This window comes from Streptomyces sp. NPDC107765, assembly GCF_055657085.1.
Genome location: NZ_JBVKBL010000017.1, coordinates 162,573 through 176,759, shown reverse-complemented (window position 1 = coordinate 176,759; position 14,187 = coordinate 162,573). Strand labels below are relative to the sequence as shown.

At 71.1% G+C, this 14,187-nt stretch carries 14 protein-coding genes and 1 pseudogene; 10 read left to right on the top strand and 5 right to left on the bottom strand.

Translation table 11 applies throughout. The annotated features are described in order from the left end of the window. Positions 1 to 239: 239 nt before the first annotated feature. A complete protein-coding gene (locus tag ACZ7MX_RS33025) occupies positions 240 to 1,220 on the bottom strand; it encodes an ArsR/SmtB family transcription factor (RefSeq protein WP_472137503.1) in 981 nt (326 codons plus the stop codon). Between the two features lie 77 nt (positions 1,221 to 1,297). Between ACZ7MX_RS33025 and ACZ7MX_RS33020 the strand changes: the two genes are divergently transcribed. From ACZ7MX_RS33020 to ACZ7MX_RS33005, 4 genes are all read left to right on the top strand, one after another. Continuing rightward, positions 1,298 to 2,716 carry an MFS transporter gene (locus tag ACZ7MX_RS33020; RefSeq protein WP_472137501.1) on the top strand — a complete coding sequence of 473 codons (1,419 nt, stop codon included), beginning with the start codon at positions 1,298 to 1,300 and terminating at the stop codon, positions 2,714 to 2,716. Between the two features lie 56 nt (positions 2,717 to 2,772). Beyond that, entirely contained in the window at positions 2,773 to 3,285 is a 513-nt protein-coding gene (locus tag ACZ7MX_RS33015; RefSeq protein ID WP_472137499.1) for a MarR family winged helix-turn-helix transcriptional regulator, read from the top strand. Between the two features lie 161 nt (positions 3,286 to 3,446). Next, positions 3,447 to 3,779, top strand: coding sequence for a DUF3817 domain-containing protein (locus tag ACZ7MX_RS33010; protein WP_472137497.1), 333 nt, complete (start codon positions 3,447 to 3,449; stop codon positions 3,777 to 3,779). A 224-nt stretch (positions 3,780 to 4,003) separates the two neighbouring features. Then, the gene (locus tag ACZ7MX_RS33005) at positions 4,004 to 5,704 is read left to right on the top strand and encodes an acyl-CoA mutase large subunit family protein (protein WP_472137495.1); all 1,701 of its coding nucleotides are present in this window, start codon (positions 4,004 to 4,006) and stop codon (positions 5,702 to 5,704) included. Positions 5,705 to 5,753: 49 nt separating this feature from the next. On the opposite strand, the gene ACZ7MX_RS33000 is transcribed toward ACZ7MX_RS33005, so the two are convergent. Continuing rightward, on the bottom strand, positions 5,754 to 6,341 hold the full coding sequence (locus ACZ7MX_RS33000) for a hypothetical protein (protein WP_472137494.1): 588 nt from the start codon (positions 6,339 to 6,341) through the stop codon (positions 5,754 to 5,756). 181 nt (positions 6,342 to 6,522) lie between these two features. Here ACZ7MX_RS33000 and ACZ7MX_RS32995 point away from each other — a divergent pair. Next, positions 6,523 to 6,792: pseudogene (locus tag ACZ7MX_RS32995) on the top strand (methylmalonyl-CoA mutase family protein); the annotation flags it as partial. Positions 6,793 to 6,847: 55 nt separating this feature from the next. On the opposite strand, the gene ACZ7MX_RS32990 reads toward ACZ7MX_RS32995, so the two are convergent. After that, entirely contained in the window at positions 6,848 to 7,159 is a 312-nt protein-coding gene (locus ACZ7MX_RS32990; RefSeq protein ID WP_472137492.1) for a hypothetical protein, read from the bottom strand. A 474-nt stretch (positions 7,160 to 7,633) separates the two neighbouring features. Between ACZ7MX_RS32990 and ACZ7MX_RS32985 the strand changes: the two genes are divergently transcribed. From ACZ7MX_RS32985 to ACZ7MX_RS32975, 3 genes are all read left to right on the top strand, one after another. Next, a complete protein-coding gene (locus tag ACZ7MX_RS32985) occupies positions 7,634 to 7,978 on the top strand; it encodes a hypothetical protein (protein ID WP_472137490.1) in 345 nt (114 codons plus the stop codon). Positions 7,979 to 8,046: 68 nt separating this feature from the next. Next, a complete protein-coding gene (locus ACZ7MX_RS32980) occupies positions 8,047 to 9,225 on the top strand; it encodes a WXG100-like domain-containing protein (RefSeq protein ID WP_472137488.1) in 1,179 nt (392 codons plus the stop codon). Positions 9,226 to 9,239: 14 nt separating this feature from the next. Further along, positions 9,240 to 9,602, top strand: coding sequence for a hypothetical protein (locus tag ACZ7MX_RS32975; RefSeq protein ID WP_472137486.1), 363 nt, complete (start codon positions 9,240 to 9,242; stop codon positions 9,600 to 9,602). A gap of 32 nt (positions 9,603 to 9,634) precedes the next feature. On the opposite strand, the gene ACZ7MX_RS32970 is transcribed toward ACZ7MX_RS32975, so the two are convergent. Further along, the gene (locus tag ACZ7MX_RS32970) at positions 9,635 to 11,104 is read right to left on the bottom strand and encodes a sensor histidine kinase (protein WP_472137516.1); all 1,470 of its coding nucleotides are present in this window, start codon (positions 11,102 to 11,104) and stop codon (positions 9,635 to 9,637) included. Positions 11,105 to 11,190: 86 nt separating this feature from the next. Then, positions 11,191 to 11,916: a response regulator transcription factor gene (locus ACZ7MX_RS32965; protein ID WP_472137484.1), complete on the bottom strand. Its 726-nt coding sequence runs from the start codon at positions 11,914 to 11,916 to the stop codon at positions 11,191 to 11,193. A gap of 57 nt (positions 11,917 to 11,973) precedes the next feature. On the opposite strand from ACZ7MX_RS32965, the gene ACZ7MX_RS32960 reads away from it, so the two are divergent. Together ACZ7MX_RS32960 and ACZ7MX_RS32955 are read left to right on the top strand one after the other, a co-directional pair. Continuing rightward, complete coding sequence (locus ACZ7MX_RS32960; RefSeq protein WP_472137482.1) at positions 11,974 to 13,149, top strand: UDP-N-acetylglucosamine--N-acetylmuramyl-(pentapeptide) pyrophosphoryl-undecaprenol N-acetylglucosamine transferase; 1,176 nt, start codon at positions 11,974 to 11,976, stop codon at positions 13,147 to 13,149. Further along, positions 13,146 to 14,150 carry an SDR family NAD(P)-dependent oxidoreductase gene (locus ACZ7MX_RS32955; protein ID WP_472137480.1) on the top strand — a complete coding sequence of 335 codons (1,005 nt, stop codon included), beginning with the start codon at positions 13,146 to 13,148 and terminating at the stop codon, positions 14,148 to 14,150. The genes ACZ7MX_RS32960 and ACZ7MX_RS32955 overlap by 4 nt, the downstream gene beginning before the upstream one ends. Positions 14,151 to 14,187: the final 37 nt, after the last annotated feature.

Here is a 14,187-nt window from a genome sequence, read left to right as displayed (position 1 = left end):
AACAACCTCGCCCGCCGCAGGCGCAACGGCGAACAAGCCCCGCGGCGGGGGAGACGGGTACGTGCGGGGGCGCCGCGAAGCGCAACGGCGAGCGAGCCCCGCGGCGGGACGGCCAGCCACGTACGCGGCGCCGCAAAGCGCAACGGCGAGCCCCGCGGCGGGACAGACGGCTACGTGCGGGGGCGCCGCAAAGCGCAACGGTGAGCAACCCCGACGGCGGGACGGCCAGGTACGTGGGGCTACCCGAGCAGCGCCAGACCTAGTGGCGTCTGCTCATATAGGACCTCGTGGCCGTGGCGGCGGGACGTCAGGAGGCCGGCGGCGCGGAGGACGGAGAGGTGGGCCGAGACGGAGGACGGTGCGAGGCCGAGGCGGCGGGCGAGCGCCGTTGTGGAGGACGGCGTGTCGAGCGCGGCCAGTACGGCCGCCCGCTTCGGTCCCAGCAGCCGGGCCAGTGCCGGCCCGGCGTCCGGTTCGGCCCACAGCCCGCCGATTCCGCGCGCCGGGTAGATGACGGTGGGCTGCCACGGCGGATCGAAACCGCTCACCACGTCCGGCCAGGCGAAGACGCTGGGCAGCAGCAGCACCCCGCGGCCGTCCAGGTCCTGGGTCTGCAGGAAGTCGGTGCGGGTCCGGACCGTGAGGGTGTCGCCCGACCACGTGAGCCGCGGATGCAGATCGGCGAACAGTCGCCGCAGCCCGCCGTCCGCCAACTGGCGTGAACGGTAGGCGATTTCGGCCTCCAGCAGGGCCCGCAGCCGGGGCCAGTCCGGGGCGAGCAGCGCATGCCAGGCCCGTTCGGTGGCGTCGGCCAGCACCTGCACGGCACGGGCCGGATCCGCCAGTGCCGCCCGGCCGCGCGCGGAGTCGGCCCCACCGGGCGTACCGGCCAGTGACTTGGCCATCTCGGCCCGGGCCAGCTCCGGGTCGGTGGCCCGCAGCCGTGCCAGTTCCTCGTCGAAGCCGGTCGTCGGGGTGTCCGGGGGCCGGCCCAGGAAGTCCGGGGTGTAGCCCGGTGGCGAGGCCGGCATGAACAGCCACAGCGGTGTCAGGTCCAGCCCGGCCAGCGTCGTGCGCATCCGCCGTAACCACGGCGCGTGGTAGCCGTGCCGGTCGGTGCGGCGCAGGGTCCGTACCGCCTCGTGTGTCTCGCACAGCGGCGAGATGGCGAACCGGATGCGCAGCAGGTCGTCGGCGCCGAAGTGCAGATGTAGCGGCATGACCGCGCGACCTCCCCCGGGATTCGGCTGGGGCCGAAAGATTACGGGACGGGGGCGGCGCGCGGCAGTCTGCTGCCATGTCCGCGACCACCGGGCCCGTTCCGCCGGGCCGTACTCCCGAACGCCCCGAGGAGGACCAGGGCCCCGAGGACGGCAGCGGCCGCGTCCCTCCCGGACGCCCGGCCCGTTACCGTGCCGTCTTCGCCGTCGCGGAATTCCGCGCGGTCTTCGCCGCGCACCTGCTGTCCTCCCTCGGCGTGGTCGTCTGCGAGATCGCGCTGTCCGTGCTGGTCTTCCGGCGTACCGGCTCCCCGCTGCTGAGCGCGTCGACCTTCGCGCTCGGGCTGCTGCCGTACGTTCTCGGCGGGACGCTGCTGTCCGCCGTCGCCGACCGGTACCCGGCCCGCCGGGTGCTGGTGGTCTGCGATCTGCTGTGCGCGCCGGCGGCGGCCGGGATGGTCCTGCCGGGCACACCGGTGGCCGTGCTGCTCGTCCTGCGCTGCCTGGTCGCCGCCATCGCCCCGGTCTTCGCCGGGACCCGCGCCGCCACGCTCGGCGACATCCTCGGCGAGGGCGATCTGTTCGTCCTGGGCCGGTCGGTGATCCGCATCGTGAACCAGAGTGCCCAACTGGTGGGCTTCGGCGTCGGAGGGCTGCTGGTGGCCGTGGTGACGCCCCGGGCGGTGCTCGCCCTCACGGTCCTCACCTTCCTCGGTTCGGCGCTGCTGCTGCGCCTCGGCACCCGGGCCCGCCCGGCCCGGACCGGCGGTGCCCCGGCGGCCGGGCGCGGGGCCCTGCTGGGCGCGTCCCTGGGTGGCATACGGCGGCTGCTGGCGGACCGCAGGGTGCGCGCGCTGCTGCTCCTGACCTGGCTGCCGCCGGCTTTCGTGGTCATCCCCGAGGCGCTGCTCGTCCCCTACGCCGACGAGCTCGGTGCCGGCCCGGGCGGTGCGGGTCTGCTGATGTGCAGCATGCCGATCGGCGCCGTGGTGGCGGAGAGCCTGGTCGGCTCGCTCCTGGGGCCGCGGGCCCGGTCCCGGCTCACCTTCCCCATGGGCGTCTTCGCCGTCCTGCCGTCGCTCGGCTTCGCCGCGCAGCCCTCGCTCGGCTGGGCGGTGCTGCTCCTCGTACTGACCGGCACCGGCATCTCGTACAACTTCGGGGTGGACCGGTGGTTCGTCGCCGCGGTCCCTGAGGAGTTGCTGGGGCAGGGGATGACGGTGGTGCAGGCGGGACGGATGACGGCGATGGGCCTGGCGATGGGGGCGGCTGGTCTCGCGGCGGAGTACGCGCCGTTGCGGGCCGTCATGCCGGCGGCGGGGGCGCTCGGCGTGCTCTGCGTCCTCGCCGTGATCCGCGAGGTCCGGCGGACCGCCCCGGACCCCCCGGATCCCTCGGACCCCACCCCGGACCGCCCGGGCCGCCCGGGATCGCCCAGGGCCGCCCGGACCGACCACCGGCGGCGAGCGGGACGCCCTCCCGCGACCGCTGAGTGAGACCGAAAACTGAGACAAGGCTGACCACAATATGACCGCCGGGTAGGGTCGGAGACGTGCCGAAGCCGCTCAGCCTTGCTTTCGATCCCATCGCGCGCGCCGACGAACTGTGGCGCCAGAGGTGGGGAGCCGTGCCGTCGATGGGCGCGATCACGTCGATCATGCGCGCCCATCAGATCCTGCTGTCCGAGGTGGACGCGGTGGTCAAGCCGTACGGGCTGACCTTCGCCCGTTATGAGGCGCTGGTGCTGCTGACCTTCTCCAAGGCCGGTGAGCTGCCGATGTCCAAGATCGGCGAGCGGCTCATGGTGCATCCCACCTCGGTGACGAACACCGTCGACCGGCTGGTGAAGTCCGGCCTGGTCGCCAAGCGGCCCAACCCGAACGACGGGCGGGGCACCCTCGCCTCCATCACGGACAAGGGCCGCGAGGTCTGCGACGCCGCGACCCGGGACCTGATGGCCATGGATTTCGGACTCGGCGCGTACGACGACGAGGAGTGCGGGGAGATCTTTGCGATGCTGCGGCCGCTGCGGGTGGCGGCGGGGGATTTCAAGGACGGGAGCTGAGCCTGCGGGGCAGGTCCCTGTAGGTCCTTGCAGGTCCTTGCAGGTCAGCGCGTTTGTGCCCCGTATCCGCGGGGAGGGTCCGCGAAAGACGCTCACCCGGTCCGGGCAATTGCGTGCTCCCCGCGTCCGCGGGGATTTTCCGGGCGGTTACGCTCGTATCCATGAAATCCAGCGTGCTGACCCGCTACCGGGTAATGGCCTACGTCACGGCCGTGATGCTGCTGGCGCTCTGCGCCTGCATGATCGCCAAGTACGGCTTCGGAATCGGCAAGGACCTCACCCTGGTCGTCGCCCAGGTCCACGGCGTGCTCTACATCATCTACCTGATCTTCGCCTTCGACCTGGGCTCCAAGGCCAGGTGGCCGTTCGGCAAGCTCCTGTGGCTGCTGGTCTCCGGCACGATCCCGACCGCGGCGTTCTTCGTCGAGCGCCATGTGGTGCGCGAGGTCGAGCCGCTGCTCGCCGACAGCGCGCCGGAGCCGGTCAAGGCCTGACCCGCTCCGTCCACCGTCACGCGCCCGTCCCTCACCGGCACGGGCGCGTTTTCGCGTTCCCGCTTCCCCGCGCCGGACCGGCGCCAGTCGTCGCCCCCGCCCGCCAGTCCTCGCCCCGCCCGCCAGTCCTAGGCCCCGCCCCGCCCCGCTACGGCGTGTGAGCACCGCGACTCGAAGGCCACTCCCGTCGACAAGTACTAGGACGTCCTAGTAAATTCGATCGTATGGACGCTGACGCGATCGAGGAAGGCCGCCGTCGCTGGCAGGCCCGGTATGACGCCGCACGCAAGCGGGACGCGGACTTCACCACGCTCTCGGGCGATCCCGTCGAGCCGGTGTACGGGCCCCGGCCCGGGGATTCCGTCGAGGGCTTCGAGCGGATCGGATGGCCGGGCGAGTACCCCTTCACCCGGGGCCTGTACCCGACCGGCTACCGCGGCCGCACCTGGACCATCCGCCAGTTCGCGGGCTTCGGCAACGCCGAGCAGACGAACGAGCGCTACAAGATGATCCTCGGCAACGGCGGGGGCGGGCTCTCGGTCGCCTTCGACATGCCGACGCTCATGGGCCGGGACTCCGACGACCCGCGCTCGCTCGGAGAGGTCGGCCACTGCGGCGTGGCCATCGACTCCGCCGCCGACATGGAGGTCCTCTTCAAGGACATCCCGCTCGGCGACGTCACGACGTCGATGACGATCAGCGGCCCGGCCGTGCCGGTCTTCTGCATGTACCTCGTCGCCGCCGAGCGGCAGGGCGTCGATCCGGGGGTGCTCAACGGGACCCTCCAGACCGACATCTTCAAGGAGTACATCGCCCAGAAGGAATGGCTCTTCCAGCCGGAGCCGCATCTGCGCCTCATCGGCGACCTGATGGAGCACTGCGCGCACGGCATTCCCGCGTACAAGCCGCTCTCGGTGTCCGGGTACCACATCCGTGAAGCCGGGGCGACGGCCGCGCAGGAGTTGGCGTACACCCTCGCGGACGGTTTCGGGTACGTCGAGCTGGGGCTCAGCCGCGGTCTGGACGTCAACACCTTCGCGCCGGGGCTTTCGTTCTTCTTCGACGCCCATCTCGATTTCTTCGAGGAGATCGCCAAATTCCGTGCGGCCCGCCGGATCTGGGCCCGCTGGATGCGCGATGTCTACGGCGCGACGAGCGAAAAGGCGCAGTGGCTCCGCTTCCACACCCAGACGGCCGGTGTTTCGCTGACCGCTCAGCAGCCGTACAACAACGTCGTACGGACCGCGGTCGAGGCGCTGGCGGCGGTGCTCGGCGGCACCAACTCCCTGCACACCAACGCCCTGGACGAAACCCTCGCGCTGCCGAGTGAGCAGGCCGCGGAAATCGCGCTGCGGACGCAGCAGGTGCTGATGGAGGAGACCGGGGTCGCCAATGTGGCGGATCCGCTGGGCGGTTCGTGGTTCATCGAGCAGCTGACGGACCGCATCGAGGCGGACGCGGAGAAGATCTTCGACCAGATCAAGGAACGGGGCCTGCGGGCGCATCCCGACGGGCAGCACCCCATCGGTCCGATGACCTCCGGAATTCTGCGCGGCATCGAGGACGGCTGGTTCACCGGCGAAATCGCCGAATCCGCCTTCCGTTACCAGCAGGCGCTGGAAAAGGGCGACAAGAAGGTCGTGGGCGTCAATTGCCACGAGGGTTCGGTCACCGGCGACCTGGAAATTCTCCGGGTCAGCCACGAAGTCGAACGCGAGCAGGTACGGGTCCTCGCCGCCCGCAAGGCCGCCCGCGACGACGCCCGGGTGAAGGCATCACTGGAGGGCATGCTCGCCGCCGCCCGCAACGGCGACAACATGATCGAGCCGATGCTGGAGGCCGTACGGGCCGAGGCGACACTCGGCGAGATCTGTGGGGTGCTGCGGGACGAATGGGGGGTCTATACGGAGCCTGCCGGGTTCTGAGGCTTCCTGCCGGGCCCGACGAACGCCGCGGGCCCGGCCCTGTCCCGGCTCAGCCGGGAAGTGCGAACGCGAGAAGCGGGCCGGCGGCGAGGCCGATGACGCCGATTACCGCGATGCCGACCACGACGACGCGGCCGACCGTGCCCTTGGTGCTCCGCCACGAATCCGTCAGGCTCATGCCGTTCTTGTCGAGCTTCGTGACGAACCAGAAGACGGCGAACGCCTCGATGAGCAGCAGCCCGGAAGCGATCAGGAACATCTTCAGCGCACCGTGGGGGTCATCCGGCAAGACCTCGTTGCCGCTGCGCTGGGTCGACAGCGTATGTCCCTTGGGGTACTCGGCCGCGAGGCCGCTCACGTGGGCGTTGTCGGCCACGACTTTCCCGTCGTCCGCCCGGAACATGCCGTTGCAGGTGAAGGTGTCGGGGGATCGGCTCGTGTGCCGTTTCCCGCTGACGGGATGCTCCATATAGCAGTAGTCGACCGTGAGCTTCCCATGCGTCCCCGCGATTCCCGCCTGGATCAGCCCCATCCAGGCGACAACGACACTGGCCACCAGGACGCCCAGAATGGCGAACAGATGGACGCAGCGCCACCAAATACGCTTGAGGTCTTTTAGGTGAAATGTCTGGGGCATGGGGACATTCTCTTCTCTGGTCACATACGAGGGACGGCACCGGTGTGTGAAGTTGATCTTCACTGCCCACTCGCTCTGTCGCCGTATGTCGTCGGATACCGTACGACACAGGATTTGCGCGGTACTTAAGCGCTTCGGTCAGAGGCTGTTCCAACAGTTCGGGGTGCAGGGCATCCCGGCCGTCGAGGAGACCGGCGTCGCCAATGTGACGGATCCGCTGGGTGGTTCGTGGTTCATCGAGCAGCTGACGGACCGCATCGAGGCGGACGCGGAGAAGATCTTCGACCAGATCAAGGAACGGGGTCTGCGGGTTCACCCCGACGGGCAGCACCCCATCGTCCCGATGACCTCAGGAATTCTGTGCGGTATCGAGGACGGCTGGTTCACCGGCGAAATCGCCGAATCCGCCTTCCGTTACCAGCAAGCGCTGGAAAAGGGTGACAAGAAGGTCGACATGACGAGCGTGGCCCTTCGGGGGCAGAGCGGTGTGCAGGTGAGGGAATGGTTCAGCGCGGAAGCAGGAGGGCCAGGAGCGGGCTGACCGCGATGCCGACGGCCGACAGCGCCACGACGCCGAGGACGACCGCACGGGTCGCGGTGCCCTTGGTGGCGCGCCAGGTCTCCCGGAGTCCGCGGCCGCTGTTGATGAGGTTGGTGAACAGCGCGAACAGGGAGGCGGCCACGGGGAGCAGGCAGGCGAACGCTCCGACGAACGACCGCAGAGCCAGGGCGGTATTGACCAGTTCGACGTGGTGGCCGCCGGTCAGTTGGGCTGGGAGTTCGGCACCCGCAGGTACGGAATCGTCCAGGGCGGTCATTTCCGCTCGGGGGTCGTTCGCTTTTCCGGCGTCCGGGCGAAAGGTCCCGGTGCAGGTGTAGTCGGTGTAGGAATGGCCGTGACGGGAGTGGTGATAGACCGACTGGCAATTCGCGACGCGGAAATGCCCGGACGTTCCGGTGGCGCCGGCGGAAGCCAAGGCCGACCGGCCGGACGAAAAACCGATGGCCAGGAAGGCAAGGGCCGCGAGCACGGGAACGCACTGCCATAGAAAGTGCTTTACGGCAGGTGGGGCCTGAAATCGGAACATTACGGATATTCCCTTTCATGGTCGTCGCCGGAGTTGCGGCGGCTGCTGTAACTCTTCGATGGGCGGCGGCGGTTGCACCGGACGTGAAAGGGATCTCCACCGTTCCCTCACATGGGTGGCCGCGGGCCCCGGATACCGTACGTTACGGTTGGCGCGTTCTTTGCATTCGCCATTCGTACGTCGAGGCCATTTCGAGGGGGAGACATGGCAGGTGCCGGTTATGACGTCGATCCGGGAGTTCTGAAGACGCAGGGTGGCGTCTTCCGAGAAATTGGCTCCGGATTCGGTGAGGCCGCCAAGAAGCTGAAAGCCGCGTGCGGCGGCGATCCTGCGGAGGCGTGGGGGAAGGACGACTTCCTCGACATGTTCAACAATTTCTACGCGCCGGTGGCCGAGGGGCTCTGCGACTCCATGCCGCACCTCGGTGAGGAGATCACCAAGATCGGCGAAAAGCTGGAAGCGATGGGCGCGCACTACGACTCCACCGAGCAGGACCAGCACGACCACATGGCCACATACGCGGCCCAGCGACCGCACTTCGCCGGCTGACGCCCTTTCGATACGCCTCTTTCTCGCTCGTCCGCATCAACAAGACCGTTTTCCGGGGGAAACCTCACGTGGCCGTTACGCTGCCTACCGAGCTCGACTGGATCCTCGATCTGCTGGGTTTCCAATGGCCCAATGTCGACGAGGACAAGATGCGGGACGCCGCGGAGGGCTGGAGCAACTTCGCTGCCGCAGCCCGCCAGTACCAGTCGCAGGGTGTCACCGCCTCCAACGCCGTGCACGGCGCCAACTCCGGTGAGGCGGTCGAGGCGTTCGACAAGACCTGGAAGAAGTACGGCGGCGACGGCGGCTTCCTGGAAGAGGCCGCCGACGCGGCGGACGCCCTCGCCATCGTGTTGCAGGTGGTCGCCACGATCGTCCTGGTGATGAAGCTCGCGGTGATTGCCCAACTCATCGCCCTGGCCATCGAGTTCGCCGTCGCCCAGGCGGCGGCTCCGGTCACCCTCGGCGCCTCCGAGGCCGGCGCGGCCGCGGCCACGGTGACGACCCGGGTCCTCCTCCGCCGGATCATCACCGAGGCGAAGCAGAAGATCGTCCAAGCCGTCAAGGACGCGCTCGCCCAGAAGGTGGAGAAGAAGGTCGGCGAGATGCTGAAGGAGCTCGCCATGGACTTCGTCAAGGACGCGGCCAAGGGGCTCGGGGGGAACATCGCGACCCAGGGCATCAAGAGCCATTTCGGGGCGCAGGACGGGTTCGACTGGGCGGAAGCCGGCAAGGCGGGGCTGAAGCCCCTGGTGAACCTCGACGGCAAGGGGCTCGGTCTCGCCGGGGACAAGGTCAAGGACCTCAGTCAGGCCGGTACGGGCCTGTACCACATGGGTCAGGGCGTCGGCGAAGTCGCGCAGGGCGACTTCGCCGAGGGCGGTAAGCAGATCTGGGACGGACGCGAGGAGACGGCCAAGGGGGTCCGGGAACTCCACGGTGTCCGCTACAAGGACAAGGAACCGGCGGCCGAGGGCGAGAGCTCGACCGAGGGTGGTGCGTCCGAGGGCGGTTCCGGCTCCTCGTCCGGCGAAGGGGCCGGGTCTTCCGGGTCCGGCAGCTCCACCGCCTCCTCCGGGGCGGGTAGCTCCACGGCCTCCTCCGGGACGGGTAGCTCCACGGCCTCCTCCGAGGGTGACGGCGCCGCGTCGACCCGTACCGCCACCGCCGCCCCCACCCCTCCCCCCGCCCCCACCACCGAGAGCGGCCGAGCCGAGGCCGACCGTGCCCGCGACGCCTTCGGGTGAGAGGAACCAGATCCATGAGCAGCAACCACGTCCGCTTCAGCGCCCCCGGCGAGCGGGACGACCCCATCGAGGACCGGGATCTCGCCGAGGAGCAGAACGAGCACCTCACCCGGTCCCTGCGGGCCGTACGGGACAACGCGTCGGCTCCGCCCGAGGCCCAGGACCTCGCACGCAAGCTGCTCGGCGGACGCCTTGAGCTCAAGGACGTGCTCGACGACCCGTCCGGCTACCGGGCGCTGACCGATGGGCTCGCCGGGATGCGGGAGAGCTGGCGGTCGATGGCGCCGGAGGACCGGCAGGCGGTGCGGGCACGGGTCGAGGAGAAGGCCGTGGAGGCGGAGGCCGATGGGGTCGGCGCCGGATACCAGCCTCGGTAACCGCTCTCGGTAATCGGCCTCGGTGACCGCCCTCAGGGGGACGGCACCGGCATCCGCAGCCGGAACAGTGCGCCGCCGCCCGGGGCCTGTTCCGCCGTGAGGTCGGCGGAGTGGGCGTGGGCGATCTGGCGGGCCATGGCGAGGCCCAGGCCCGAGCCGGGGAGGGCGCGGGCGGCGTGGGCGCGGTAGAAGCGGTCGAAGACGTGGGGGAGGTCTTCGGGGGCGATGCCCGGGCCGTGGTCGCGGACCGTCAGGTTCAACTCACCGGCAGCGCAGTCGAGTTCGGCCTCCACCGGTCCGCCCGGTGGGGAGAACTTGGCCGCGTTGTCGAGGAGGTTGGAGAGCAGGCGGGTCAGGCGGGAGGGGACGCCGGGGGTGGTGACCGGGGCCGCTTCGGGGGTGATGCGGAGGGTGAAGGTGGTCTCCGGCCAGTGTTCGCGGGCGGTGGCCACCGCGTGTTCCAGGAGGGCGGCCGGGCGGACCTGTTCGACCAGGGGCCGGGGCTCCTCGTCCCGGGCGAGTTCGATGAGGTCGTTGACGAGGGTGGTGACCTCGCGCAGCTGCCGGTTCAGGGCCGCCGAGGCGCGGTCGCGCTGGGCGTCGGTCAGGCGGTCGGCGCGGGCGAGCAGTTCGGCGTTGGTACGGAGTGCGGTCAGTGGCGTCCGTAGTTCGTGGGAGGCGTCGGCGACCAGGCGGCGCTGGGCGGTGACGGACTGCTCCAGAGCCGCGAGCATGGTGTTGAAGGTGGCGGCGAGGCGGGTGAGTTCGTCCTCGTGGGCGGTCGGGCCGGCCGGCAGCGCGATGCGGTGGCGGGGGTCGCGGGTGGCGGCGATGCGTTCCGCGGTCGCGGTGAGGCGGGCGACCGGCGCCAGGCCCGCCCGGGAGACCGCGTAGCCGAGCGCGGCGGCGAGCAGGATGCCGGCGCCGCCGACCGCGGACAGCGCCCAGGCGGCGTGCCGTACGCCGCGTTCGACGGTGTCCGAGCGGAGCGCCACCTGGATCGCCTCATGGCCGCCGGGGCGCGGCGCGGTGTACATCCGGACGGGCTGCCCGTCGACCGTCAGGTCGCGGTAGTACGGCGCGTGCCGGCCGGCCGCGACCTGGCGGGTGGCGTCCGAGACCGGCAGCACGCGGTAGCCGCCGCGTGGGTCCTTCGCCGGGTCGGCGGGGACGATCTGGAAGCAGGGCACGGCCTGGTAGCGGCAGGAGGCGTCGCTCACGGTCGGGCCCCAGCCGCGGGTCTCGTGGATCTTCTGGGTGGCCGTCTGGGCGAGGTTGAGTTCGAGCTGGCGGGTCATCTGGTAGCTGATGATCACGAAGGCGGCGGCGCAGACACCGACCGCCACCAGGGCGACCGCGGCCGAGGCGGCCAGGGCGAGCCGGGTGCGGAGGGGGTGGTGATGGCGCCGCCAGGGGGCCGTCTCCGGAGCACCCGCCCCCTGGGTGCCGTCGGCATCCCCCGGCCCCTGCGCCCCTGTTCCGCTCCTCCCGGCACCGTGCATCCCCGCACCGTGCGTCCGCGCACCGTTCGCCCGCGCCCCGTGCTCCCCGCCCATCGATCCGCCCGTCGGTCCGCCCATCGATCCGCTCATCGGTTCTCCGCGAGGCCCAGGCGGTAGCCGATGCCGTGCACGGTGTGGACCAGGCGGGGCTCGCCGCCGGCCTCCAGTTTGCGGCGGAGGTAACCGACGTACACCGCCAGGGAGTTGGAGTCCGGCCCGAAGTCGCGGCCCCAGACGCGCTCCAGGATCATCTCGCGGGGCAGTACCTGGCCCGGGTGCAGCAGGAGCAGCTCCAGCAGCGCCCATTCGGTACGGCTGAACTCCAGGGGGCGGCCGGCGCGGTGGCCGGTGCGGGTGACCGGATCGACGACCAGGTCGTCGAAGGAGAGCCGGGTGTCCTCCGTGGCGGGGGCCGCGGCCCGGCGCAGCAGGGCCCGTAGCCGGGCCAGCAGTTCGTCCAGGGCGAAGGGCTTGACCAGGTAGTCGTCGGCGCCGGCGTCCAGTCCGTCGACGCGTTCGCTGACCGAGTCCAGTGCGGTCAGTACGAGGATGGGCGTGCGGTCGTCCAGTGCGCGCAGCCGGCGGCAGACCGCGAGCCCGTCCAGCACCGGCATCATCACGTCCAGGACGATGGCGTCCGGCTGCCAGGCGGCGACCTCCGAGAGCGCGGCCAGGCCGTCGGCGGCGCCGCGGACCGCGTAGCCCTCCACGGACAGGCCGTCCTCCACGGCGGCACGCACCTCCGGTTCGTCGTCGACGACCAGGATCTTGGGGGCCGGGGCGTACCCGGGAGTGGACGGCGGCATGGACATAGGCTGCCAAACACCTCTCTTAGAAGCTTCTTAGGGCACATGGCGAGCGTGGCGGCCATGCGCACACCACTCTCTGTCGTGATCGGGGCGGGTGGCACCGGCGGTCACATCTACCCCGGCCTCGCCCTCGCCGACGCGCTCCGCAGGGCCGTGCCCGATGCCGTGATCTCGTTCGTCGGGACCGAACGCGGGCTGGAAACCCGGCTGATCCCGCAGGCCGGGTACCGGCTGCACACCGTCGACATGATCCCCTTCGACCGCTCGCTCGGCGCCCGACGTTATCTGCTGCCGGCCGCGCTGCTGCGCTCGGGCGCCCAGGTCCGGACGATCCTCAAGGAGCAGGGCGCCCAGGTGGCGGTCGGGATGGGCGGCTATCCGAGCGCCCCGGTGATCGTCGGGGCGCGGCTGGCCGGACTGCCCAGCCTGATCCACGAATCCAACGCGGTGCCCGGCCGGGCGAACCGGTTCGCGGCCCGCCTGACCCCGCACCTCGCCCTCGCCTTCGACCGCAGCCGGCCGCATCTGGCGGGCGGGGAGCGCGCCGAGACGGTCGGGATGCCACTGGTGGGCCCGCTCGCCGGGCTGGACCGTACGGCGCTGCGGCCGGCCGCCCGGCGGGCGCTGGGTGTCCCGGACGGGGCCCGGCTGTTGCTCGTCAACGGCGGCAGCCTGGGCGCGGCCCGGCTGACCGATGCGGCGGTGGGGCTCGCCGCCCGGTACCGGGCGCACACCGATCTGCGGATGCTGATCAAGACCGGCCCCGCGGCCCTGGAGGAGACCCGGGCCCTGCTGGCGGCCAACGGCGGGGCGGCGGTCGCCGAGGCCGTGCCCTACCTGGACCGGATGGACCTCGCGTACGCCGCGGCGGACCTCGTGGTGTGCCGGGCCGGTTCGGCGACCGTCGCCGAGCTGGCCACGATCGGCATGCCGGCGGTGCTCGTGCCGTATCCGCATGCGCCCGGCGACCACCAGACGCACAACGCGCGGGTGCTCTCCGACGACGGCGCCGCGGTGCTGCTGCCCGACGCCGAGACCACCGCGGAGCGGCTGGACGCGCTGGTCACCCCGCTGCTGACGGACCCCGCCCGACTGGCCGCGATGGGTGCGGCCGCCGACCCCGGCACCCATGCGCGCGCCGCGGACCTGCTGGCCGCCAAGGCCCTGGCGCTGGCCGGCCACCACCCCCACCACCTGAGCACCCACCTGAACACCCACCTGAAGGAGTCAGCATGACCAACAGCACGCAGAACTGGGCCGGCCGCCGGGTCCTGGTCACCGGGGCCGAGGGGTTCATCGGTTCCGCCCTGGTCGATCTGCTCGTCGACGCCGGCGCCGAGGTAAGGGCGTTCGTCCATTACAAGCCGTACGCGGAGAAGGGCAATCTGGCGCACCATCTGACGCCGGGCGGGCGGGTGGAGATGGTCGCGGGGGACGTACGGGACGCGGGCCGGGTGGCGGACGCGGTCGCCGGCTGCGACACGGTCTTCCATCTGGCCGCGCTGATCGGGATCCCGTACAGCTACGACTCGCCGGGCGCGTACGTGCAGACCAATGTGGTGGGCACGGAGAACGTGGCGGAGGCCTGCCGTCGGCACGCGGTACGGCGGCTGGTGCACACCTCCACGAGCGAGGTCTACGGGACCGCGCGGACCGCGCCGATCGCCGAGGACCACCCGCTGCAGCCGCAGTCGCCGTACTCCGCCTCGAAGATCGGGGCGGACATGATGGCGCTGTCGCACTGGCACGCCTTCGAGCTGCCGGTGACGGTGGTGCGGCCGTTCAACACCTACGGGCCCCGGCAGTCCGCGCGGGCCGTGATCCCCACGATCCTGGCCCAACTGCACGCCGGCGCCCGGGAGATCAAGCTCGGTTCGCTCACCCCGACCCGGGACTTCACCTACGTCACGGACACCGCGGCCGGGTTCCTGGCGCTGGCCGACTGCGACCGGGCGCTGGGGCAGGTGGTCAACCTCGGCACCGGGCAGGAGATCGCGATCGGCGCGCTCGCCGAGGCGCTGATCGCCGCGTCGGGGCGGGACGCGGAGGTGGTGGTCGATCCGGCGCGGCTGCGGCCCTCCGGCAGCGAGGTGGAGCGGCTGCTGTCGGACAACTCCCGGGCGCGCGAGTGGTCCGGGTGGCAGCCGGAGGTCTCCCTGGAGGAGGGGCTGAAGCGGACCTCGGCATGGGTCGCCGAGCATCTGCACCTCTTCGCGGCCGACCGTTACCAGGTCTGATCCGCGCCCCTCTGCTCCTCCGCGTCTCCGTCTCCGA